This is a genomic window from Streptomyces sp. NBC_01320 (assembly GCF_035974375.1).
GTDB lineage: Bacteria > Actinomycetota > Actinomycetes > Streptomycetales > Streptomycetaceae > Streptomyces > Streptomyces yanii.
This window is the reverse complement of sequence record NZ_CP108390.1, coordinates 4,535,706-4,556,587: the sequence shown is the minus strand read 5'-3', so window position 1 is coordinate 4,556,587 and position 20,882 is coordinate 4,535,706. Positions and strand designations below refer to the sequence as shown.

Annotated in this window: 20 protein-coding genes and 1 riboswitch; of the genes, 9 read left to right on the top strand and 11 right to left on the bottom strand. The window is 69.1% G+C overall.

The window, feature by feature from the left end:
* Positions 1-279 precede the first annotated feature (279 nt).
* Entirely contained in the window at positions 280-1,092 is an 813-nt protein-coding gene (locus OG395_RS20520) for a polysaccharide deacetylase family protein (RefSeq protein WP_327244258.1), read from the top strand.
* On the top strand, positions 1,092-2,273 hold the full coding sequence (locus OG395_RS20515) for a YncE family protein (RefSeq protein WP_327244257.1): 1,182 nt from the start codon (positions 1,092-1,094) through the stop codon (positions 2,271-2,273). The genes OG395_RS20520 and OG395_RS20515 overlap by 1 nt, the downstream gene beginning before the upstream one ends.
* Positions 2,274-2,498: 225 nt before the next feature.
* Here OG395_RS20515 and OG395_RS20510 read toward each other — a convergent pair whose 3' ends face one another.
* Entirely contained in the window at positions 2,499-3,137 is a 639-nt protein-coding gene (locus tag OG395_RS20510; protein WP_327244256.1) for a GNAT family N-acetyltransferase, read from the bottom strand.
* A gap of 142 nt (positions 3,138-3,279) precedes the next feature.
* Between OG395_RS20510 and OG395_RS20505 the strand changes: the two genes are divergently transcribed.
* Entirely contained in the window at positions 3,280-3,495 is a 216-nt protein-coding gene (locus OG395_RS20505) for an EF-hand domain-containing protein (protein ID WP_037690105.1), read from the top strand.
* Positions 3,496-3,701: 206 nt separating this feature from the next.
* Here OG395_RS20505 and OG395_RS20500 read toward each other — a convergent pair whose 3' ends face one another.
* The 5 genes from OG395_RS20500 to OG395_RS20480 all read right to left on the bottom strand — a co-directional run bounded on the left by OG395_RS20500 (position 3,702) and on the right by OG395_RS20480 (position 9,128).
* Positions 3,702-5,189: a carboxylesterase/lipase family protein gene (locus OG395_RS20500; protein ID WP_327244255.1), complete on the bottom strand. Its 1,488-nt coding sequence runs from the start codon at positions 5,187-5,189 to the stop codon at positions 3,702-3,704.
* A 184-nt stretch (positions 5,190-5,373) separates the two neighbouring features.
* Positions 5,374-5,664, bottom strand: a complete 291-nt coding sequence (locus OG395_RS20495; protein ID WP_327244254.1) for a hypothetical protein — start codon at positions 5,662-5,664, stop codon at positions 5,374-5,376.
* A 210-nt stretch (positions 5,665-5,874) separates the two neighbouring features.
* Positions 5,875-6,885: a terpene synthase family protein gene (locus tag OG395_RS20490; protein ID WP_327244253.1), complete on the bottom strand. Its 1,011-nt coding sequence runs from the start codon at positions 6,883-6,885 to the stop codon at positions 5,875-5,877.
* Positions 6,886-7,382: 497 nt separating this feature from the next.
* Positions 7,383-8,057, bottom strand: a complete 675-nt coding sequence (locus tag OG395_RS20485) for a DUF6445 family protein (RefSeq protein WP_327244252.1) — start codon at positions 8,055-8,057, stop codon at positions 7,383-7,385.
* Positions 8,058-8,165: 108 nt separating this feature from the next.
* On the bottom strand, positions 8,166-9,128 hold the full coding sequence (locus tag OG395_RS20480) for a helix-turn-helix transcriptional regulator (protein WP_327244251.1): 963 nt from the start codon (positions 9,126-9,128) through the stop codon (positions 8,166-8,168).
* A 73-nt stretch (positions 9,129-9,201) separates the two neighbouring features.
* Between OG395_RS20480 and OG395_RS20475 the strand changes: the two genes are divergently transcribed.
* Entirely contained in the window at positions 9,202-9,684 is a 483-nt protein-coding gene (locus OG395_RS20475) for a hypothetical protein (protein ID WP_327244250.1), read from the top strand.
* Between the two features lie 493 nt (positions 9,685-10,177).
* Here OG395_RS20475 and OG395_RS20470 read toward each other — a convergent pair whose 3' ends face one another.
* The 4 genes from OG395_RS20470 to gcvT all read right to left on the bottom strand — a co-directional run bounded on the left by OG395_RS20470 (position 10,178) and on the right by gcvT (position 14,559).
* Positions 10,178-11,560 (bottom strand): L-serine ammonia-lyase, encoded by a 1,383-nt coding sequence (locus OG395_RS20470; RefSeq protein WP_327244249.1) that lies wholly within the window; start codon positions 11,558-11,560, stop codon positions 10,178-10,180.
* Positions 11,561-11,716: 156 nt separating this feature from the next.
* A complete protein-coding gene (glyA, locus tag OG395_RS20465) occupies positions 11,717-12,976 on the bottom strand; it encodes a serine hydroxymethyltransferase (protein WP_327244248.1) in 1,260 nt (419 codons plus the stop codon).
* 20 nt (positions 12,977-12,996) lie between these two features.
* A complete protein-coding gene (gcvH, locus tag OG395_RS20460) occupies positions 12,997-13,374 on the bottom strand; it encodes a glycine cleavage system protein GcvH (protein ID WP_037690095.1) in 378 nt (125 codons plus the stop codon).
* 69 nt (positions 13,375-13,443) lie between these two features.
* Complete coding sequence (gene gcvT / locus OG395_RS20455; RefSeq protein WP_327244247.1) at positions 13,444-14,559, bottom strand: glycine cleavage system aminomethyltransferase GcvT; 1,116 nt, start codon at positions 14,557-14,559, stop codon at positions 13,444-13,446.
* A gap of 141 nt (positions 14,560-14,700) precedes the next feature.
* Positions 14,701-14,798: riboswitch (glycine riboswitch) on the bottom strand.
* Between the two features lie 158 nt (positions 14,799-14,956).
* On the opposite strand from gcvT, the gene OG395_RS20450 reads away from it, so the two are divergent.
* From OG395_RS20450 to OG395_RS20440, 3 genes are all read left to right on the top strand, one after another.
* Positions 14,957-15,652, top strand: coding sequence for an AAA family ATPase (locus tag OG395_RS20450; protein ID WP_327244246.1), 696 nt, complete (start codon positions 14,957-14,959; stop codon positions 15,650-15,652).
* A 144-nt stretch (positions 15,653-15,796) separates the two neighbouring features.
* Entirely contained in the window at positions 15,797-16,567 is a 771-nt protein-coding gene (locus tag OG395_RS20445) for an enhanced serine sensitivity protein SseB (protein WP_327244245.1), read from the top strand.
* Positions 16,568-16,747: 180 nt separating this feature from the next.
* A complete protein-coding gene (locus OG395_RS20440) occupies positions 16,748-17,524 on the top strand; it encodes an enhanced serine sensitivity protein SseB C-terminal domain-containing protein (protein ID WP_327244244.1) in 777 nt (258 codons plus the stop codon).
* 155 nt (positions 17,525-17,679) lie between these two features.
* On the opposite strand, the gene OG395_RS20435 is transcribed toward OG395_RS20440, so the two are convergent.
* Positions 17,680-17,811 carry a hypothetical protein gene (locus OG395_RS20435; RefSeq protein ID WP_266981277.1) on the bottom strand — a complete coding sequence of 44 codons (132 nt, stop codon included), beginning with the start codon at positions 17,809-17,811 and terminating at the stop codon, positions 17,680-17,682.
* Between the two features lie 105 nt (positions 17,812-17,916).
* On the opposite strand from OG395_RS20435, the gene OG395_RS20430 reads away from it, so the two are divergent.
* Both OG395_RS20430 and OG395_RS20425 read left to right on the top strand, forming a co-directional pair.
* Positions 17,917-18,909, top strand: coding sequence for an ABC transporter permease (locus OG395_RS20430; protein WP_327244243.1), 993 nt, complete (start codon positions 17,917-17,919; stop codon positions 18,907-18,909).
* A gap of 104 nt (positions 18,910-19,013) precedes the next feature.
* Positions 19,014-20,777, top strand: coding sequence for an ABC transporter substrate-binding protein (locus tag OG395_RS20425; protein WP_327244242.1), 1,764 nt, complete (start codon positions 19,014-19,016; stop codon positions 20,775-20,777).
* Positions 20,778-20,882: the final 105 nt, after the last annotated feature.

The window sequence follows — 20,882 nt, the reverse complement described above, 5'->3', positions numbered from 1 at the left end:
CTGGCCCGGGTCAATGGGGGTCGTGGAACCGACTATGGCAGATGGGCGACCCGGGATCCAAAGGAACTAATCGGATAAATTTGGTCACATCGTGACTTTTCGCTAGTGAATCGTAGGTGTGATGGGTCACTGGCCTGGCAATGCATGAATGATTATGTGGTTCGACGGGTGAATCATCGAGCAATCGAGTCATTGGCAGTACTTCCTTCGCGACCCGGGGAGGAGTGTGTATGTGGGTGATTGTTATTTTTCTGACATTTCCCACCTACTGTTCTGCCCATGAAGGCCTCCGAGACGCCGGTCGACCGCCGCAGCACACTGCGTGCGGGTGCAGGGGCAGCCCTGGCCGGCGTCCTTGCGGCGGGATGTACGGACGACCGCGGCGCCGTCAACACCTCGGCGAAGACCCCGGCCACCACCCCCGCGACGACCACCGGGGGTGCGAAGCCCCCGGCCCCGCATCCCGCACCCGCCCCGCACCGCTTCCCCGGGCAGCCGGTCCAGATCGACCACGGTCCCCGTCACCGCGCCCGCGTCGCCCTCACCTTCCACGGCCAGGGCGACCCCGCCATCGCCCGGACCGTGCTCGCCGAGGTGGAACGGGCCCACGCCCGGATCACCGTCCTCGCCGTCGGCAGCTGGCTCGACGAGCACCCCGACATGGCCCGCCGGATCCTCGACGGCGGCCATGACCTCGGCAATCACACCCAGCACCATGCCGACATCTCGGCGATGGGCGAGTCCGAGGCATACGCGGAGATCACCGGCTGCGCCCAACGGCTGCGTCGGCTCACCGGCTCCATCGGCACCTGGTTCCGGCCCTCGCGCACCCGGTACGCCACCCCGCTCGTCCAGCGTCTCGCCCACCGGGCGGGCTACCCGCACGTCCTCTCGTACGACGTGGACTCCCTCGACTTCACCTCTCCCGGCGCCGCGGCCGTCACCCGCAAGGTCGCCGGGGAGATCCGCAACGGATCGGTGGTGAGCCTGCATTTCGGCTACGCGGACACGGTCGCCGCACTGCCGGTCCTCCTCACCGAAATCGACCGCCGCGGACTGCGCGCGGTGACGACCACGGAGCTGCTGACCTGATGCTCACCACCACGCGCACCGCGGCCCTGCTCGGCGGCGTCCTCATCGCCGTCCTCACGGGCTGTGACACCCCGGCCGAGAAGGGGACGCCCGAGGCCGCCGGCACCGAGGCCGCCGCACGGCAAGCCGCCCCCGGACGCGTCACGTCGCCCGGACTCGCCGGGATGCCGCCGGTGCTCGATCCCAAGGACGTGTACGCGGCCGACCGGCCAGGAAATATGTCGCCGGCCGTCAAGGGCTTCCCGGCACGGATCTACGTACCCAACACCAACTCCAACACGGTGTCGGTGATCGACCCGAAGACGTACAAGGTCATCAAGACCATCCCGGTCGGACACCAGCCGCAGCACGTCGTCCCGTCCTGGGACCTGAAGACGCTCTGGGTGAACAACGACCTCGGCGACAGTCTCACGCCCATCGACCCCGCCACCGGGAAGCCCGGAAAGACGGTCCCCGTCTCCGACCCGTACAACCTGTACTTCACGCCGGACGGCAAGTACGCCATCGTGATGGCCTCGATGGATCGTGAGCTGGTCTTCCGCGATGCCCACACCATGAAGACGGCCAAGACCGTTCCGGTCGACTGCTCGGGCGTCAACCACGCCGACTTCTCCATGGACGGCCGGTACTTCATCGTCTCCTGCGAATTCTCCGGCGAACTCCTCAAGGTCGACACGGCGAAGATGAAGATCGTCGGCCAGCAGAAGCTGCCGTTCAAGGGCGCCATGCCCCAGGACGTGAAGCTGTCGCCGGATGGCAGTAAGTTCTACATCGCGGACATGATCGCGAACGGCATGTGGGTGCTGGACGGGAAGAAGTTCACCACCCCGAAGCTGCTGCCCACCGGCAAGGGGGCCCACGGGCTGTACGTCAGCCGGGACTCCAAGGTGATGTACATCTCCAACCGCGGCGAAGGGACCATCTCCGTCTTCGACTTCGCACGGAACAAGCTGACGAAGAAGTGGCGCCTGCCGAACGGCGGCAGCCCGGACATGGGCGGTGTCTCACCGGACGGCAAGGTCCTCTGGCTGTCGGGGCGTTACAACGCCGAGGTGTACGCGATCGACACGACCACCGGAAAGCAGCTTGCCCGGATCCCGGTGGGCAGCGGACCGCACGGACTCGCCGTCTATCCGCAGCCGGGCCGCTACTCGCTCGGCCACACCGGCGTCTTCCGCTGACCCACCGCAGAGTCCGTGACTCAGAGCCTGTCGGGTGACCTCTGATCGGGCGGCCACGCCCTGGCACGCACGCTTCCCGCGTTGCCGAAATATCCTGGTAGCTCCTTCCCCGAGCTCTCAGCTTCGTTCGAGCAGGGGAGACCCCATCCGAGGACATCCCGCCGCCTTGGAATCGCACGCACCAGACCGCGTCCGCTATCCGATCGAAGGTCACCCGACAGGCTCTCAGCCCGCGACCAGCAGCGCCTCCGAGCCCACCGGACGGTAGCCCGCCGCCTGGAACGTCCGCACACTGCGGGCGTTCCCCGGCGACTGCTGCGCCCACACCACTTCGTCCGGCACCAGATGCCGGGCCGCCCGCGCCAGGTGCTCCCCGAGGCGGCGTCCGCGCGCCTCCTCCGCCACCTCGATCGCCGTCTCCCAGCGACCGGCGACCCCACGGCCGAGGATCAGCACCCCGCCGTCGGCTGCCCAGACCCGGACCTCGTCGCGGAACTTCATCGCCCGCGCCACCCGCGGGTGCTCCGGGTCCTCGATCTCCCGGAGCCCGATCTCCGGCTCGCCCGGCAGCGCGCCCGCGACGGTCAGCAGATCGATGGTGTTCATGTGCCGTCCGGTACGGGCCAGCAGCGCGCCCAGGAAGTGCGGATTCATCGTCGCGGCGAGCGCGTCGCCCGGGGTGCCTGCCAGCGTGGTCCGTACCCAGTCCGGATCCTCGTCGGTGACCACCACCGAGTGCGCGGTGAAGGCCAGCACCCCGGCGTCCCGTGCGTTCGGCTGTGCCACCACGGTCGTGGAGCCGTCCGGCGGCGGGAACCGCCCGTGTGCGGCAGCCGTCAGGATCTGGGCCAGTGCGTCGGTCATGAAGTGTTCCCCTCCCGGGTTCCCGGTCCTGTCCGCCGTCCGCGGACACCCACCCATGATCGACGACCGGCCGCCGCAATCGGTGCCCCTCGCGCCCGTTAATCTGACCTCCGTCAGTTAGGCATTACGAAGGGGCGGAACAGTGGCGGACATCGAGTCGGCGCGCAAGGCGTTCGAGCGGTACGACCTGAACGGCGACGGTCTGATTTCGGCCGCCGAGTACAAGAGCGTGATGGCTCAGCTGGGTGACCCCTACGTCACCGAGCCGGTGGCCCAGGCCGTCATCAACTCCCACGACACGAACGGTGACGGTCTCCTCACCTTCGACGAGTTCTGGGCTGCCCAGAACAAGGGCTGATCGCCGGAAGGACCCCCGGCCCTGCCCGGCCGGGGTCCGCCGGACCACCGGCCGCTCAAGCCTCCGGGCAGACGGCCTGCACCGGAGCGGCGGCGGGGCGAAACCGTTCACGCACCTGTCCGGCCCGCGGCAGCCGCAGCATTCTCGGGGCAGCCCCGGATCAGCCGGGTTTGCCCCTCGCGCACGCCGCCGGGCCCGTGGGGACCCTACGACCTCTCGTCCCGGTACGGTGTCCAGCCGCGCAGTTCGTCGTTGCGCGGGGCGTGCACCACCGCGGGCGCACCGGGGCCGAAGACCATCACCGGGCGGGACGCATCCCAGGACGGCCACCCGGGGTTGCCGGTCGCGGCGAACCGCACCCAGGCCGCATGCATCGCGTCGGCCAGCTCCTGCGGGGCGTTCTCGCCGGTCAGGGCCATGGCGTCGGGCCGGTCCAGGGTGTCGAAGACGAAGCCGATCTCCAGTGCGTGACAGGCACCGAGCCGTCGTACCGGCGTCCGCCAGCCGAACTCGTACAGGAAGGTGCGGCCGGAACTGCCGCTGCGGGCGTCGGCCAGCCGGTTCAGCGGGACACGCAGCAGAAGATCGGTGGCGAGCGCACCGAGCAGTTCACCCGGAGTGGCTCCGGGGCGGTTCGCGCGGTACGTACGCGCCGTGGCGCCCGGCACCTTGAACTTCAGCAGCGCCAGACGGAGTGTGAAGCGGCTCAACCGTTCGGTCAGCCCGCTGGGGACGAACCAGAGCCGGTACTCCTCGGTGTTCGTCCCCATCAGCAGATCGATCCCGGCGGCAGCACCCTCGCGCAGGGCCTCGGCAGGGTCGTGGGGCAGCAGATCGCCGTCCACCACGATCTGGAAGGAGTTCCCACCGGTCAGCGGGGTGCCGCCGCCCGTCACCTCGGTCTGCGCGGCCAGCAGTCCGGCCGGGTCGACCGCGGCCAGAGCCTCGGCCGTCGCCGCGACGCCCAGCCGCTTCGCGATCAGCTCCGTGGTACTCCGGCCGGCCTCCGGGGAGAGCGCGGCCGGCGCACCGCTCTGCAGCACCGCCCGCCGGAACAGTCCCTGTGAGCGCGGCGCGGCGAGCAGCGCTCCGATGGAGATCGCGCCTGCCGACTCGCCGCACACCGTGACTTGCCGCGGATCGCCGCCGAACGCCGCGATGTTCTGCCGCACCCACTCCAGGGCCGCCAGCTGGTCGAGCAGACCGCGATTGGCGGGGGCGTCGGGGAATACGCCGAACCCTTCGATACCGAGACGGTAGTTGACCGACACGAGCACCACGCCGTCACGGGCGAACGCCGCCCCGTCGTACAGCTCCACGGCCGACGAACCGTGCAGCAGCGAACCGCCGTGGATCCAGACGAGCACGGGCAGCCCGGCCCGGGCGGGGGACGGCGTCCACACATTGAGGTTGAGGCAGTCGTCGCCCGGCACTTCGGGGTCGGGCAGCAGCTCGTCCAGCGGAGGGGAGTAGGGCCGCTTGGGGGCGGTGGGCCCGAACGCCACCGCCTCCCGCACGCCGTCCCAGCGCTCCGGTGGCTCCGGCGCCCGGAAGCGGCGGGGGCCGACCGGCGCGGCCGCGTACGGGATGCCGCGGAAGACGGCGACGCCCTGTTCGAGCGCACCGCGCACCACGCCGTGGACCGTACTGACCAGCGGAGATGTCTCGGCTTTCGGGGGAGGTGCGGCAGTCATGAGGTGGCTTCAGCCCTTCTGCGGCGCGGCGGCGGCGGTTTCGTCGGCGGGGTGGTGGTCGGGACTACGGAGGGGGACAGGGCGACGGCCGACGCTCGGGCCGGATGGCGGGTGACGGACCCGTCGGGGTGCAGCACGTCCACCTCGACCGGCGAGTCGATACGTACCCGCTCCGGTGCCGCATTCACCCGGACCAGGGCGTACGGGGTCGGTACCGCAACCCGCACCCCGGAGAGAGCCCACCGGGCCGTGGGGCGAAGAAGCTCAACATCTCGGTGACGGGGCGGCGTTCGACGACCGGCTTGCCGAGGTGCTCCTCGTCGGCCGGCCCGAGATCGCCGAACGCATCGTCACCACCCATCTCGGCGCCGTCCTGGACACGGCGGCCGAACGCGAGGCGCTGCTCCCCACGCTGCGGGTCTGGCTCGACAACGGGTGCTCGGCGGCGCGCGCCGCCGAGCTGCTGTACTGCCACCGCAACACGGTCCTCAACCGGATCGGCCGCATCGCCGAACTCACCGGTCGCTCCGCCGAGTCGGGCGAGGCCCGGCTCGGCTCGGCTGGGCGCTGGCCCCCTGCGTGCCCTGCCGCTGAGGGGCGCCGGTGGCGAGCCGGCGCCCCTGGACGGCTACTTCGGTTGAACGGTGCACGACTGGCTGGATCCGGCCCTCCGGACCTATGCGGGTCAGGCGGCGAAGTTCCGGGACAGCGCGTGCTGTTCGTCGATTTCCATCAGGTCGGGGCGGGTGTACCGCTCCGCCCGTGCGTGGTAGTCGAAGTCCCCGCGAACGAGCCCCCGGTAGTCCTGAATACAGCGCTCCAGCGCGGCGCGCGCAGGGCCGTCGATATGAGCCGCCTCCATCTCCTCGACGAGTTCCTTCTCCGATCGCTGCACCCGGTCGGCGATCCCCGCCAGCCATGTCCCGGCCTCGTCGACGGCCTCCTGGACCGAGCAGCGGCGGTCCCGCTGGATGAGCCGGACCATATTGTGCTCGTATCCGAGCACGGCTTCCTTCTCGAACGAGCAGATGTCGTTGCAGAGCCCCGAGTGATCGGCCACCGAATTGCGTAGCGCGATATACGCGGGAAGGGATCGGGCGGATTCCGGGAGATCTATTCCGGCAGTGATCTCGTGCAGATCGAGGAACGGCTGCATGGCCACCGAATCGCGGCGGTGCTTCACGAAGTCCGCCATGCTCGGCACATGACCCGCGGCCCGGTCGACGGCCTCCGCGTAGTACGTCCACAGCCAGGCGACCGTGTCCCGGCGGAACTGCCGGACCCAGCGCGGCGACCGCCCCTCGCAGGTCCGCCGCGTGAGGCCGTCGAGCGCGTGCTCCATGGGGCCGTTCGGCGTGCTGGTGCCGTCGAGCACGTCCACCAGTCGGGCGATCGCCTCCTCGCACAGGTGCGGGTCGCGGCCGGCGGGCCCGTCGTCGAACTCGTCGTCGACCAGGAACGCCCAGAACAGCCACTGGCAGAAGAGGTCGAGGTGTTCCTGCGACGCGGCCGGGAATATGAGTGATATCCAGAGCTCGGGACGCGTACGGACCATTTTCTTCTGAGCCACCGGAGACAGGACCAGGTCATTGTCGTCCGCCCAGTCCCAGGCGGACTGTTTGGTCTTCTGAATTCCGGGGTTGCAGCCCGTGCTCTCGAACGGCATATGAAACTCTGGAAGCGCAAGTTTGCTCATGGTGCCCCTCGTCTGAACGTTACGAACAGGGAATGGGAATGAGTCGAATTCGCGAATCAATGCAGGCGACGGGTGGTCGATTCTCGGGGAGTTCCGCGCTGTCCTCTTTCCTCCGCCGGGGCCGGGCGTCCGAGCCGGGCCTCGGGCCCTCGGCAGCGGACGGCGCCGTGATGGCGATCGCGTCACCACTCGTCACGTCCAGTGAACCCCTAGAGCACGGCCGAGGGAAGCTGTTTGTGACCGAAAGGGCATGATCGCAATGAACACCTGTTCGGTTACGAGTAGTTGGTGAACTCTGGGTCGAGTGGCACCGTCGGTCGAGGGTGCGGAGGCTGCCGGGTCGGTGACGTCGTCGGCCTCGTGGAACCGGCTTGCGTCGAGGCCGCCCTCCTCCGCATGTGCGCAAGCGCTCCTGGCCGCCGAGCGAGCCGTGCCGTCGGACGACTGCGAGAGGGGAGGTCCGACGGCACGGGGCGGGGGCAGGCGTGCCGGCGGGGTCAGCCGGCCATCCAGAAGAAGACGGCCGTCATCCGCTTCTCTTCGAGTGTCCGGCCCCAGTAGCCGGTCGCGCTGTGGATCATGTTGGCGGAGTAGAGCAGCAACCGGTTGGCGCGGTGCGGGACCCTGATGTCCTCGGTGAAGGAGTCCGGCGCCACGAAACGGGTGCCCAGCGCGTCGACGAGGTTGTTGTGCGGCGCGATCACCTGATTCCCGCCCAGCGAGCCGCCGGGCAGGCTCTGGCGGTAGAAGCTGGTCCCGCAGTCCTTGGGCACCTTCGGGTTGAGATAGAGCACCGCGGCGTAACGGCAGAGCGTGCGCGAATCGGTGTGGGGGCGCGACTCGCACTCGCCCTCTCCGACGATCTGGACGCAGTTGTGATTGAACGTGCCGCCGCCGGCGGGACGTTCGGCCCAGATCTTCCCGGCGCCGGTTTCCCTCTTCACCAGCCCTTCCACCCGCGCCAGTTCATCCGGTTCCAGCGCGGGCATGGCGCGCAGTCCCGGCCAGCTCTCCGGCTTCGCCGGATAGCCCTCCGCCCAGTCGTCCCGGTCCAGGCAGCGCTCCCGCACGGCCCCCGGGTCCGGCAGCACGTCGTCCAGCACCCAGTAGTCGCGTCCGCGCGTCGGCTTGCGGTAGGGAAGCACCGGTAGAGAAAAAGGAGTTGAGGGCATGGGAGGGAACGTAGCGGCGCCTCGTCCGGCCGCTCGCCACGGAAGGGGTCAACCTTCTGCCAAGAATGTCCCATGCGCAGGAGGACGGCGAGGGCGGTCCTCGGCTCCTCAGGAACTCCGGGGCCGGTACACGTCGGCCAGGGTGCGGGCCGCTTCGTACAACCCGTCCCGCAGCTGTGGGGGCTCCAGCACCTCGACGTCCGGGCCGAGGACGAGGAACATCCCGATCGCGTGCTCGAGCGACTCCGTGGGCAGCACCGCCCGCGACCAGCCATCCCGCTCGGGCACGGCTGTCTCGGCAAAGGCCTGCGCGGCGGCCCCGGTGAACCGGGAGGACGCGCCGGGAGCCACCCGGACGACTGCCTCGCCCTGGTGCAACCGGGCGTGGAAGTCCTCCTGCGCCAGGCGCCAGTGCTCGGCCAGATCGAATCCGTCCGGTATCTCGAACGTGTCGTCCGAGACGCGCAGTTCCAGGATCTGGTCGACCCGGAAGGTGCGCGGGCCGGGCCCAGCGACCAGGTACCAGCGCCCGGCCTTGAGTACCAGGCCGTACGGGTCCAGCGTGCGGTCGACCTCGGTCGGGGCCTTCCACCGCCGGTAGCGGACCATCAGTCTCCGCCCGGTCCACACGGCCTCCGCGACCTCGGGAAGATGGCGCAGGTCGTCCACCTCCGCGTACCAGCCGGGAGCGTCCAGATGGAAACGGGCCCGCATCCGGTCGGCCTCGGCGCGCAGGTCGGGCGGCAGCGCGGCACGCAGCTTGAGCTGGGAGGAGGCGAGCGCGGACCCGAGCCCCAGCGCGGCGGCCGGTCCGGGCATCCCACTGAGGAACAGGCTCTGCGCCTCGTCCTCGCTCAGCCCGGTGAGCCTCGTGCGGTACCCGCCGAGGAGCCGGTAGCCGCCGTGATGTCCGGCGTCGCCGTAGAGCGGGACACCTGCGGCGTGGAGAGCCTCGATGTCCCGGTACACGGTCCGTACGGAGACCTCGAACTCCCGCGCGAGCTCGTCGGCGGTGACCCGGCCCCTGGTCTGGAGCAGGAGGAGGATCGCGAGCAGGCGGCTGGACTTCACTGACACAGGATGTCAGTGAAGTGCGCCTAGTTTCCCGGGGTCGGCACACAACCGGACACGGAAGGCCCCACTCATGACCAGCTTCACCCGCACCGCCACCCCCGTATCGACGGACTTCGACTTCCTGGTCGGCGCATGGGACGTCGCCAACCGCCGGCGGACCGACTTCCTGGACGAGGCGAGCGAGTGGGAAGAATTCCCGGCCGTCAGCCACGGCACACGGCACTTCGACGGTGGTGCCAACTTCGACGAGATCGAGTTCCCGACGAAGGGCTTCGCGGGTCTCACCCTGCGTCTCTTCGACCGGGACACACAGCTCTGGGCGCTCCACTGGGCCGACCGCCGCACGGGGCGGCTGTTTCCACCGGTGGTCGGCGGCTTCGTGGACGGCCGGGGCGAGTTCTACGGTGACGACACACACGAGGGCAAGCCCGTACGTGTCCGCTTCATCTGGTCCGGCATCACAGCGGATTCGGCCCACTGGGAGCAGGCGTTCTCCGTGGACGACGGCGGCACCTGGGTCACCAACTGGCACATGGATCTCACCCGGCGCTGAGAGCCCCGCCGTCGCCGCCCGCAACCCGGGGCCGCCGCACCGGCACTCCGGCGCCCACCGCGACCACATGTGTCCGCGGCGAGCGGTGAAGCGCCCCGATCAGGACCCGCAACAGGAGGGTGAGACCCCTCGGGGCTCACCCACCTGTGTTCTCGGTCCGGGACCCGACCGGATCGGTTCAGGTCCGATCAGGTCATCTCAGGTGGAGCTTGAGCTGATGGTTGTGCTCCTACGGCCCGCCCCGACATTGTCGGGGCCGCTTACCGCCCGCCATGGAAAGTCGTAGCTGCCTGTGCCACGCATACGTGGGGACCGGCCGCGTTCACGAGGCGCGCAGGCAGTTGCAGGCCGTGCTCGCGGCTGGGACATCCCAGGAACTTTTCAGGGACTTCGACGTCTGTCCCAGGGAGATTCCAGGGACATTACGTTGCGTAAGCAGGGAAGGCCCTGACAGCGCTGAAAGATACGAACGCACTGGTCAGGGCCTGTTCCCTCAGCACTCGATGATGTTCACCGCGAGCCCGCCCCGCGCCGTCTCCTTGTACTTCACGCTCATGTCCGCGCCCGTCTCCTTCATGGTCTTGATGACCTTGTCGAGGGAGACCTTGTGGCTGCCGTCGCCGCGCAGCGCCATCTTCGCCGCGGTGACCGCCTTGACCGCCGCCATGCCGTTGCGCTCGATGCAGGGGATCTGGACGAGACCGCCGACCGGGTCGCAGGTCAGGCCCAGGTTGTGCTCCATGCCGATCTCGGCGGCGTTCTCGACCTGTTCGGCGGAGCCGCCGAGGACCTCGGCGAGTGCTCCCGCGGCCATCGAGCAGGCGGAGCCGACCTCGCCCTGGCAGCCGACCTCAGCGCCGGAGATCGAGGCGTTCTCCTTGAACAGCATGCCGATGGCACCGGCCGCGAGGAGGAAGCGGACGACGCTGTCCTCCTTCTCGGCCTCGGTGGCGCCACCCGCGGCGAAGTTCATGTAGTAGTGCAGCACGGCAGGGATGATGCCGGCTGCGCCGTTGGTGGGGGCGGTGACGACGCGGCCACCCGCGGCGTTCTCCTCGTTGACCGCCATCGCGTAGAGGGTGATCCACTCCATCGAGTGGGCCTGCGGGTCGCCCTCGGCGCGCAGCTGGCGTGCGGTGTTCGCGGCGCGGCGGCGGACCTTCAGGCCACCGGGGAGGATGCCCTCGCGGGCCATTCCGCGCGACACGCATGCCTGCATGACCCGCCAGATGTCCAGCAGACCGGAGCGGATCTCCTCCTCCGTCCGCCAGGCCCGCTCGTTCTCCAGCATGAGGGAGGAGATCGACAGGCCGGTGTCGCGGGAGAGCCCCAGCAGTTCGTCGCCGGTGCGGAAGGGGTGCTTCAGGACGGTGTCGTCGAGAACGATCCGGTCCTCGCCCACCGCGTCCTCGTCGACGACGAAGCCGCCGCCGACGGAGTAGTAGGTCTTCTCCAGCAGCGGGGCGCCGTCGCGGTCGAACGCGAAGATCGTCATGCCGTTGGCGTGGTACGGGAGCGCCTTGCGGCGGTGCAGGACCAGCTGCTCGTCGGCGTCGAAGTCGATCTCGTGCATGCCCAGCAGGTTGAGCCGGCCCGAGGAGCGGATCGCGGCCACCCGGTCGTCGGCGGACTCCACGTCGACGGTACGGGGGGACTCGCCCTCCAGACCGAGCAGGACGGCCTTGGGCGTGCCGTGGCCGTGGCCCGTGGCGCCGAGCGAGCCGAACAGCTCGGCGCGTATGGAAGCGGTGTGGGCGAGCAGGCCCTCGTTCTTCAGGCGGCGCGCGAACATACGGGCCGCGCGCATCGGGCCGACCGTATGGGAGCTGGACGGGCCGATGCCGATCGAGAACAGGTCGAAGACCGAGATGGCCACGGTGTGACTCCTAAGGGGTTGGTAGACGCCGTTGTCTGCCGGGTGGTGCGGTACGGACCGGTCGGTCCGAAGAGCAGCGGGACAAGGGTTGGGGCACCGCGCTCACTGTCCAGTGTGCGCGGTGCCCCGCCCCAAACGTGCGAAAAGTGACCCGGACTACTTCAGGCCGGGGTACAGCGGGAACTTCTCGGCCAGCGCGATCACGCGGGCCTTGAGGTCGTCGGCGTCGTACGACGGCTTGAGGGCCGACGCGATGATCTCGGCGACCTCGGTGAAGTCCTCGGCCTGGAAGCCGCGGGTGGCCAGGGCCGGCGTGCCGATCCGCAGACCCGAGGTGACCATCGGCGGCCGCGGGTCGTTCGGGATGGCGTTCCGGTTGACCGTGATGCCGAGCTCGTGGAGCCGGTCCTCGGCCTGCTGGCCGTCCAGCTCCGAGTTGCGCAGGTCGACGAGGACCAGGTGCACGTCCGTACCGCCGGAGAGGACGGAGACGCCTACCTCGGTGACGTCCGGCTGGACCAGACGCTCGGCGAGGATGCGGGCGCCGTCCAGGGTGCGCTGCTGGCGCTCCTTGAACTCGTCGGTCGCCGCGACCTTGAACGAGACCGCCTTGGCCGCGATCACGTGCTCCAGCGGACCACCCTGCTGACCGGGGAAGACGGCAGAGTTGATCTTCTTGGCGAGCTCCTGCGTCGACAGGATGACGCCACCGCGCGGACCGCCGAGGGTCTTGTGCGTGGTGGTCGTGACGACGTGGGCGTGCGGTACCGGGTTCGGGTGCAGACCCGCGGCCACCAGGCCCGCGAAGTGCGCCATGTCGACCATCAGGTACGCGCCGACCTCGTCCGCGATGCGGCGGAAGGCGGCGAAGTCCAGCTGACGGGGGTACGCGGACCAGCCGGCGACGATCAGCTTCGGCTTGGACTCCTTGGCCAGGCGCTCGACCTCGGCCATGTCCACGACGCCGGTCTCGTCGACGTGGTACGGGACCACGTGGTAGAGCTTGCCGGAGAAGTTGATCTTCATTCCGTGGGTCAGGTGACCGCCGTGGGCCAGGTTCAGACCCATGATCGTGTCGCCCGGCTTCAGCAGCGCGAACATCGCGGCGGCGTTGGCCTGCGCACCCGAGTGGGGCTGGACGTTGGCGGCCTCGGCGCCGAACAGCGCCTTGATCCGGTCGATGGCGATCTGCTCGACCACGTCGACGTGCTCGCAGCCGCCGTAGTAGCGGCGGCCCGGGTAGCCCTCGGCGTACTTGTTGGTGAGGACGGAGCCCTGGGCCTCCATGACCGCGACCGGAGCGAAGTTCTCCGAGGCGATCATTTCGAGGGTGGACTGCTGACGGTGGAGCTCGGCGTCGACGGCGGCGGCGACGTCCGGGTCCAGCTCGTGGAGGGAGGAGTTGAGAAGCGACATCAGGTGGTCCCTTGGAGTCTTTAGTTGCCGGAGAACTCGGTGTACTCGTCGGCGGAGAGCAGGTCCTTCGGCTCCTCCGCGACGCGTACCTTGAACAGCCAGCCGCCCTCGAAGGGAGCGGAGTTCACCAGCGACGGGTCGTCCACGACGTCCTGGTTGGAGGCGGTGACCTCGCCGGTCACCGGCGAGTACAGGTCGCTGACGGACTTGGTCGACTCGAGCTCGCCGCAGGTCTCGCCCGCGGTCACCGTGTCACCGACCTCCGGGAGCTGGGCGTAGACGACGTCACCGAGCGCGTTGGCCGCGAACTCGGTGATGCCGACCGTGGCCACACCGTCCTCGAGGGCCGACAGCCACTCGTGCTCCTTGCTGTAACGCAGCTGCTGGGGGTTGCTCATGACCTGAATTCTCCTGTACGCGGGGGAGTGCTGATGAACGGTGGTCTTACGGTGTGAGACGCGACTGCGTCACTTCTGGCGCTTGTAGAACGGCAGGGCGACGACCTCGTACGGTTCGTGGCTGCCCCGGATGTCCACTCCGACGCCTGTGGTCCCGGGCGCGGCGTGCAGGGCGTCCACGTACGCGATGGCGATCGGCTTGCCGAGCGTCGGCGACGGGGCGCCGGAGGTGACCTCGCCGATGACCTGGCCCTCGGCGACAACGGGGTAGCCGGCGCGCGGCACCCGGCGGCCCTCGGCGATCAGGCCGACGAGCTTGCGCGGCGGGGCGGTCTCGGCGCGCTCGGCGGCGGCCTCCAGGGCCTTGCGGCCGACGAAGTCGCCCTCCTTCTCGAACTTCACGACCCGGCCGAGACCGGCGTCGAACGGGGTCAGCTCGGTCGTCAGCTCGTGCCCGTACAGCGGCATGCCCGCCTCCAGGCGCAGCGTGTCGCGGCAGGACAGACCGCACGGGATCAGGCCACGGGAGGCGCCCGCCGCCGTGAGGGCCTGCCAGAGCTGCTCGGCGTGCTCGGGGGCGACGAACAACTCGAAGCCGTCCTCGCCGGTGTAACCGGTACGGGCGATCAGCGCGGGCACACCGGCGACGGTGCCGGGCAGACCCGCGTAGTACTTCAGACCCTCCAGGTCGGCGTCGGTGACCGAGGCCAGGATGGCGGGGGACTCGGGGCCCTGGACGGCGAGCAGCGCGTACGCGTCGCGGTCGTCGCGCACCTCGGCGTCGAACCCGTCGACGCGGGCGGTCAGCGCGTCCAGCACGATCTGGGCGTTCCCGGCGTTGGCGACGACCATGTACTCGGTCTCGCCCAGCCGGTAGACGATCAGGTCGTCCAGGATGCCGCCGTCCTCGGCGCAGATCATCGTGTAGCGGGCGCGGCCGACGGCGACGGTGCCGATGTTGCCGACCAGCGCGAAGTTCAGGAACGCCGCGGCCTGCGGACCGGTGACGGTGATCTCACCCATGTGCGACAGGTCGAAGAGACCCGCCTTCGTGCGCACCGCGTTGTGTTCGTCGCGCTCACTGGCGTACCGCAGCGGCATGTCCCAGCCGGCGAAGTCGGTCATGGTCGCGCCCAGCGAGCGATGCAGGGCGTCGAGGGCGGTGAGACGGGGGGCGTTGCTCATAGGTGTGGCTCCCAGGGCATGGCGACGATGACGATCCCTCCCCATCTGTCATCGGAACCTGAGAGGTTCGCCGAGAGACCCCCGGGGGGTTCGGCTTGCACCTTGGGTGGAGCCGCCGGGCGACTCGCTTTTCAGATCTGCCTCATCCACGCGGTACGGGGCCTGAGAGATTCAAGGGAGGATCTTGCTCCTTCGGCGCCCGGCACACACTGTGGCCGGAGCTCTCCCGCGCGGATTCAAGCGGCCTTTATGCAGTTGGCCGGGTCATCATTGCACGCATTGCGGAAGAGTGGGGCGTCGGTACCCCATGCACGGGACGAGTAGTGGGACGGTTGTCTCGCATTACCTTTTCTTTACACTTCTTGGGCAGACGTGGGTGACCCGACAGGGGAGGGCGATGACGTTGCAGCGGTACGCGACGACCGCGGGGGTCGCGCACGGCGCGATGCACGCGCAGCCGGGCGCACCCGCCCGGGAATTGCCGGGCACGCACGCGCCCGTCGTGCGGGACCTGCGCGAGCGCGCCGGGCGCAGCCCGCGCGGGCTCCATTTCGAGGCGGGCGATGTGGTGGTGGTCTCCGGGCTGCCGGGAGGCGGAAAGTCGACACTGATCCGGCGGGCGGTGGCCGCACGGGCCATCGACTCCCAGGACACCCGGGACCGCTGGGCGCAGCGGGTGCCCCGCTTACTCCCGTACGCCCTCTACCGCCCGCTGGTCCGCGTCGCCCACTACTGGGGGCTGTGGCGGACGCTGCGCTCCGGTGAGTCCGTCGTCGTCCATGACTGCGGGACCCAGACATGGGTGCGGGGCTGGCTGGCCCGGCACGCACGGCGCCGCGCCCGCACGCTGCATCTCGTGCTGCTCGACGTCACCCCGCAGGAGGCCAGGGAGGGCCAGCGCGAGCGTGGGCGCGGAGTCTCCGGATACGCCTTCGCCCGGCACCGCAGGGCCGTCGGCCGGCTGCTGCGGGACACCGAGGCGGGCGCCCTGCCGCTCGGCTGCTCCTCGGCGGTCCTGCTGGACCGGGAGGCGGCCGGGATGCTGGCGCGGATCACGTTCGCCGACGCCCAGGGGATGACGGGAAAGCCCTGAGGGTCCTTCTCTACGGATCGGGCCCCCGCGCCCGGCATGATCCGCAAGAGAGGCCCTGGCGCCCCCGGTCGTCCGTCAGCGCGGAGGGGCGCGCCGGAGTTACTGTTCTGCGGCAAGGCATGGGTGAGAAGGGGAAGCAGCGCAGTGGACATTCCGGCACCGGTCCAGAACCATCCGCAGAGCGGATGGCCGGCCAATGAGCTCGAAGAGGTGCTGGTTGCCTCGCTGGGCAGCCCGGAGGCGGGCGGCAGGCTCGTCGAAGTGCTCGGCCGCAGTCACCTCTGGGTGCCGCTTCCCAACGGTGGGGGCCCCGATGCCCCGTCGCTCGACCTGCCGACGGTGGAGATCGAGGACGCTCCGTACGTCCCCGTCTTCAGCTCCGAACAGCAGTTCCTGCAGTGCGTCGGTACCCATATGTCCTTCACCGTGGCGCCCGCCGTCGAATTCGCCCGCGGGCTGCCCCCGCAGCTCGGCATCGCGGTCAACCCGGGCGGCGCTGTCGGCATGCCGCTGCCGCCGCCCGCCGTCGCCGAGCTCTGCCGTGCCGGACGCACCTCGCTGGACGGGCCGGCCACCGGCGGCCGGGTCCGGCTGTACGAGCCGGACTGGCAGGAGGAGCCCGTCGACTTCCTCGCGGCCGCGGCCGGGGAATTCGAGGAGAGCGGCGTCGTGCGCACCGCGCGCCGCACACTGGCCAGCATCGAGGGCGGCGATCCCGTTCTCTTCATAGGCGTCGAGTTCTCCACCTGGGACGGCGCGGGGCGCAACGCCCCGATGGACGCCCTGGGCCGCGCACTGGGCCGCGTCGAGGTGCCCTGGCCGGTCAATCTGGTCCTGCTCGACGTGGCACACGATCCGGTCGCCGACTGGATGCGGGCCAGGATCCGGCCTTTTTACCAGCGCGAGGGGCACTAGAGCGCGGAGTCCCCGACTCCGGGGAGGGCGGACGCGACACCGTCAACCTGTGGCGTCAAGTCGGTGTCAGGGGTGCCGCATAAGCTGGTTTGATGGCTAGTGCCTCGGCCACCGAGCCGCACCCGCGTGCCCCGGGAGCGGCAGGCCGACACAGTGGATCGAAGAGGGGCGGGACCCAGGGTGAGTGCGTCAGGCACCGCGGCGGCCGGGCAGGTCGAGCACATGCTGCGCCAAGTGACGCCCGGGCGCTACGACGCGTACGAGGCACTGCTCCGGGCGCTCGCCGGCGACCGGATCTGGATGCTGCTCTGGCACGGCCGGGCGGGCTCGCCCGACGCCCAGTACGGGAACATGGAGGTCGACGGGCTGGGCTACGCGCCCTGTGTGACCTCCGCCCAGGAACTCTCGGCCAGCGGCTGGAACCGGGCCCATGAAGTAGTCACCGGACTCGACATCGCCCGCGCTCTCTTCCCGGACCGCTGGGGCATCTGGCTCAACCCGCACGCCCCCGGTGGCGGCGTCGGCATCCCGTGGCTGGATCTGCGCCGTATCGCCACCGGCCTCGACCGGATGCCCGCGGGACCGCTCCGGCTCGCCGAGCCGGCCATCGAGATCCCGCAGTTCTACGCCCTGCTCTCGCAGAACGCCCATCACACCCCCGCGATCCGCTCCCTGCGCCGGGCCTGGGTGCAGCCCGCACTCGGGGTGCCGTACCTCGCCATCGGTCTCGATCTCTACGACACGAGCCAGACCTCCGTCGACGCGGTACGCGCGATGATGCAGCAGTCGATCGGCGCGGTCCCGGACGGGCTGCCCGTCTCCACCGTCGCGATGTCCGACGAGTACGACCCGGTCGCGATGTGGCTCCGCGCCAACGCCCGCCCGTTCTACGACCGCGAGGCGCACGTCGCGCCCGCTCCCGCCGTGGGTTACGGCTACCCCCCGGTTCACGGCTGACCGGCCCGGACGCCTGTCAATTAACGCCAGGATGAACCCTGTTGGGGTACCTGTCCGATCTGGGCGAAGAGTGCCGACTTGGTTCGCTGGGACGATCACGGCGTCCGGATAACGGAAGCTGACTGGTCACATCACGGTTGCGCATCCATTCCCCATCAGGGCTGGCGGGTGATCCGCGACGCGTTGAAGACTCCCCGGAACAAGAAGCGTTCGGCGCCCTGCGCGACCTGCGGCTTCTGGTTGGACCAGTTGAACTGCTCCACTCGCACCACCTGCTTCTTCCGCACCACCCGCACCAAACGTGCGACTTGCACCTGTGATGTGAACAAGCCGCTACAGCGGCGGGCACGGGCCGGCCACAGTCGGTCGAGCCGAGAGGGGTCCCCACAACGATGACGGCACCACTGCATGACAGCGCGGCCGAGACAGCGACCGTCGATGTCACGGCCGATGTCCCGGCCAAGGACATCGAAGGCCGCTCGCCAGGACGTATCGCCTGGACACGGCTGAAGCGCGACAAGGTGGCGCTCGCCGGCGGTGTGGTCGTGCTCCTGCTGATTCTGATCGCGGTGTTCGCACCCCTGATCGTGAATCTCCTCGGCCACCCGCCGAACGACTTCCACGAGGATCTGCTCGACCCGGACCTCGGCATCCCCAAGGGCTCCTTCGGCGGGATGAATTCGGACTACCTGCTGGGTGTCGAACCCACCAACGGTCGCGATGTGTTCAGCCGCATCGTCTACGGCGCGCGCATCTCGCTCCTGGTGGCTTTCCTTGCCGCGGTGGTCTCCGTGGTCATCGGCAGCATCCTCGGCTCGGTGGCCGGCTTCTTCGGCGGCTGGGTCGACGCACTCATCAGCCGGCTGATGGACCTGCTGCTCGCGTTCCCGCAGCTGCTGTTCACCATCGCTCTCGTCTCCGTCGTGCCCAACTCCCTCTGGGGGCTCACCGGTTCGGGCGTCAGGATGGGCGTGCTGATCGTGGTGATCGGCTTCTTCGGCTGGCCCTATATCGGCCGTATCGTCCGAGGGCAGACGATGTCCCTGCGCGAGCGGGAGTACGTCGAGGCGGCACGCAGCCTGGGCGCCGGGCGGGGCTACATCCTCTTCAAGGAGTTGCTGCCCAACCTGGTCGCGCCGATCCTCGTCTACTCGACGCTGATCATTCCGACCAACATCCTCAGCGAGGCCGCGCTCAGCTTCCTGGGCGCGGGTGTGAAGCCGCCGACCGCCTCGTGGGGCAAGATGCTCTCCGACGCGATCAACACCTACCAGGCGGACCCGACATACATGGTGGTCCCGGGACTCGCGATCTTCATCACCGTTCTGGCATTCAACCTCTTCGGCGACGGGCTGCGGGACGCCCTCGACCCGAAGGGCAGCTGAGCCGACCCCAAAGGTCTCCGGCGCGAGCCGGTGGGCACTCGATCGACCGTCGGGCGCGGACTGCGTACCCACGGGCCACACCACATCACGGAGGTTGCAAGACAGTGAATCGCTCACGGAAGGCAGTTGCGCTCACGGCCCTCGCGGCCGCGGTGGCGCTGACCGCAACCGCTTGTGGCGGAGGGGGCAGCAACAACAAGTCCTCCTCGAACCAGGGTGCCGGTTACGACGCGGCCACCAAGGGCAAGGTCATCAACGCGTCCGACAAGAAGGGCGGCACGCTGAAGCTGATGTCCCCTCAGGACGTCGACTTCCTGGACCCGGCCCGTGCCTACTACGGCTTCGTCTGGAACATGCAGCGGCTGTACATCCGCCAGCTGCTCGCGTACGACTCGAAGCCCGGTGAGGCCGGCACCAAGCTGGTCCCCGACCTCGCCGAGTCGCTGCCGACACTGAGCAACGGCGGCAAGACGTACACCTTCAAGCTGAAGGCCGGTGTCAAGTTCGAGGACGGCACGCCGATCACCTCGAAGGACATCAAGTACGGCATCGAGCGCGTCTTCGCGCAGGACGTCCTCTCCGGCGGTCCGACCTACCTGATCGACCTCCTCGACCAGGGCCAGAAGTACCCCGGCCCCTACAAGGACAAGGACCCCAACAAGCTGGGTCTGAAGTCGGTCCAGACGCCGGACGACCAGACGATCGTCTTCAACCTGGCGAAGCCGAACTCGGACTTCTCGTACCTGATGGCCATGGCCGACTCCTCGCCGGTGCCGGCGGCCAAGGACGACGGCGCGAAGTACACGAACCACCCGGTCGCGACCGGTCCTTACAAGGTCCAGTCCTTCGCCGCCGGCAAGGAGACGGTCTTCGTCCGGAACCTCAACTGGGACCCGAAGACCGACCCGATCCGCAAGGGTCTGCCGGACAAGGTCACCTTCACCGTGACCTCGAACCCGGACGACATGGACGCGCGTCTACTCTCGGGCGACGTCGACTACGCGGTCGACGGCACCGGTGTCCAGCAGGCCGCCAAGATCAAGATCCTGCAGAACGCCAAGTACAAGGCCAACGCCGACGACCCGTTCAGCGGCTACATCCGGTACTTCGCGTTCCCGCAGACGGTCGCGCCGTTCGACAACATCGAGTGCCGCAAGGCGGTCATCTACGCCGCCGACCCGAAGTCGCTCCAGACCGCCCGTGGCGGCCCGACCAGCGGTGACCTCGGCGCCAACATGCTGCCCCCGGGCATCCCGGGCTCGGACAAGTCCTACGACCCGTGGGGCCTGACCCAGGGCAAGCCGCAGGTCGACAAGGCCAAGGAGGCCCTGAAGGCCTGTGGCAAGCCGAACGGCTTCAAGACCACCATCGCGGTCCGCAACAACCGCAAGCCCGAGGTGGCCACCGCCGAGTCGCTGCAGGCTTCGCTGAAGGCCGTCGGTATCGACGCCTCCATCGACCAGTACGACGGCAAGAACTCTGCTTCCGTGATCGGTGCTCCCGACAACGTGAAGAAGAAGGGCTACGGCATCGTCGTGATGGGCTGGGGCGCCGACTACAACTCGGGTGCGGGCTTCCTGCAGCCGCTGGTTGACGGCTCCTTCATCCTGAAGAACGGCAACAACAACTACACGATGCTGAACGACAAGACGGTCAACGGTCTCTTCGATCAGGCCGCCTCCGCAGCGTCGCCGGAGGCCGCCGCGCCGTTCTACACCCAGATCAACAAGGCGATCATGGAGAAGGCTCTCTATCTCCCGATCAACTTCGACAAGGCGCTCGTCTACCGCAACCCGCGGCTGACCAACGTCTTCTACAACGAGTCCATGGGCCGTCTCGACCTCGCGGTCATGGGCGTCGTCAAGTAGCAGTTGGACATGCGGGTCCTTCACCTCGCATGCGCTAGTTCGAAGGGCAGGTGAAGGCCGCGGGCGGGCGGCTGTCGTCCCCACAAGGGACGGCAGCCACCCGCC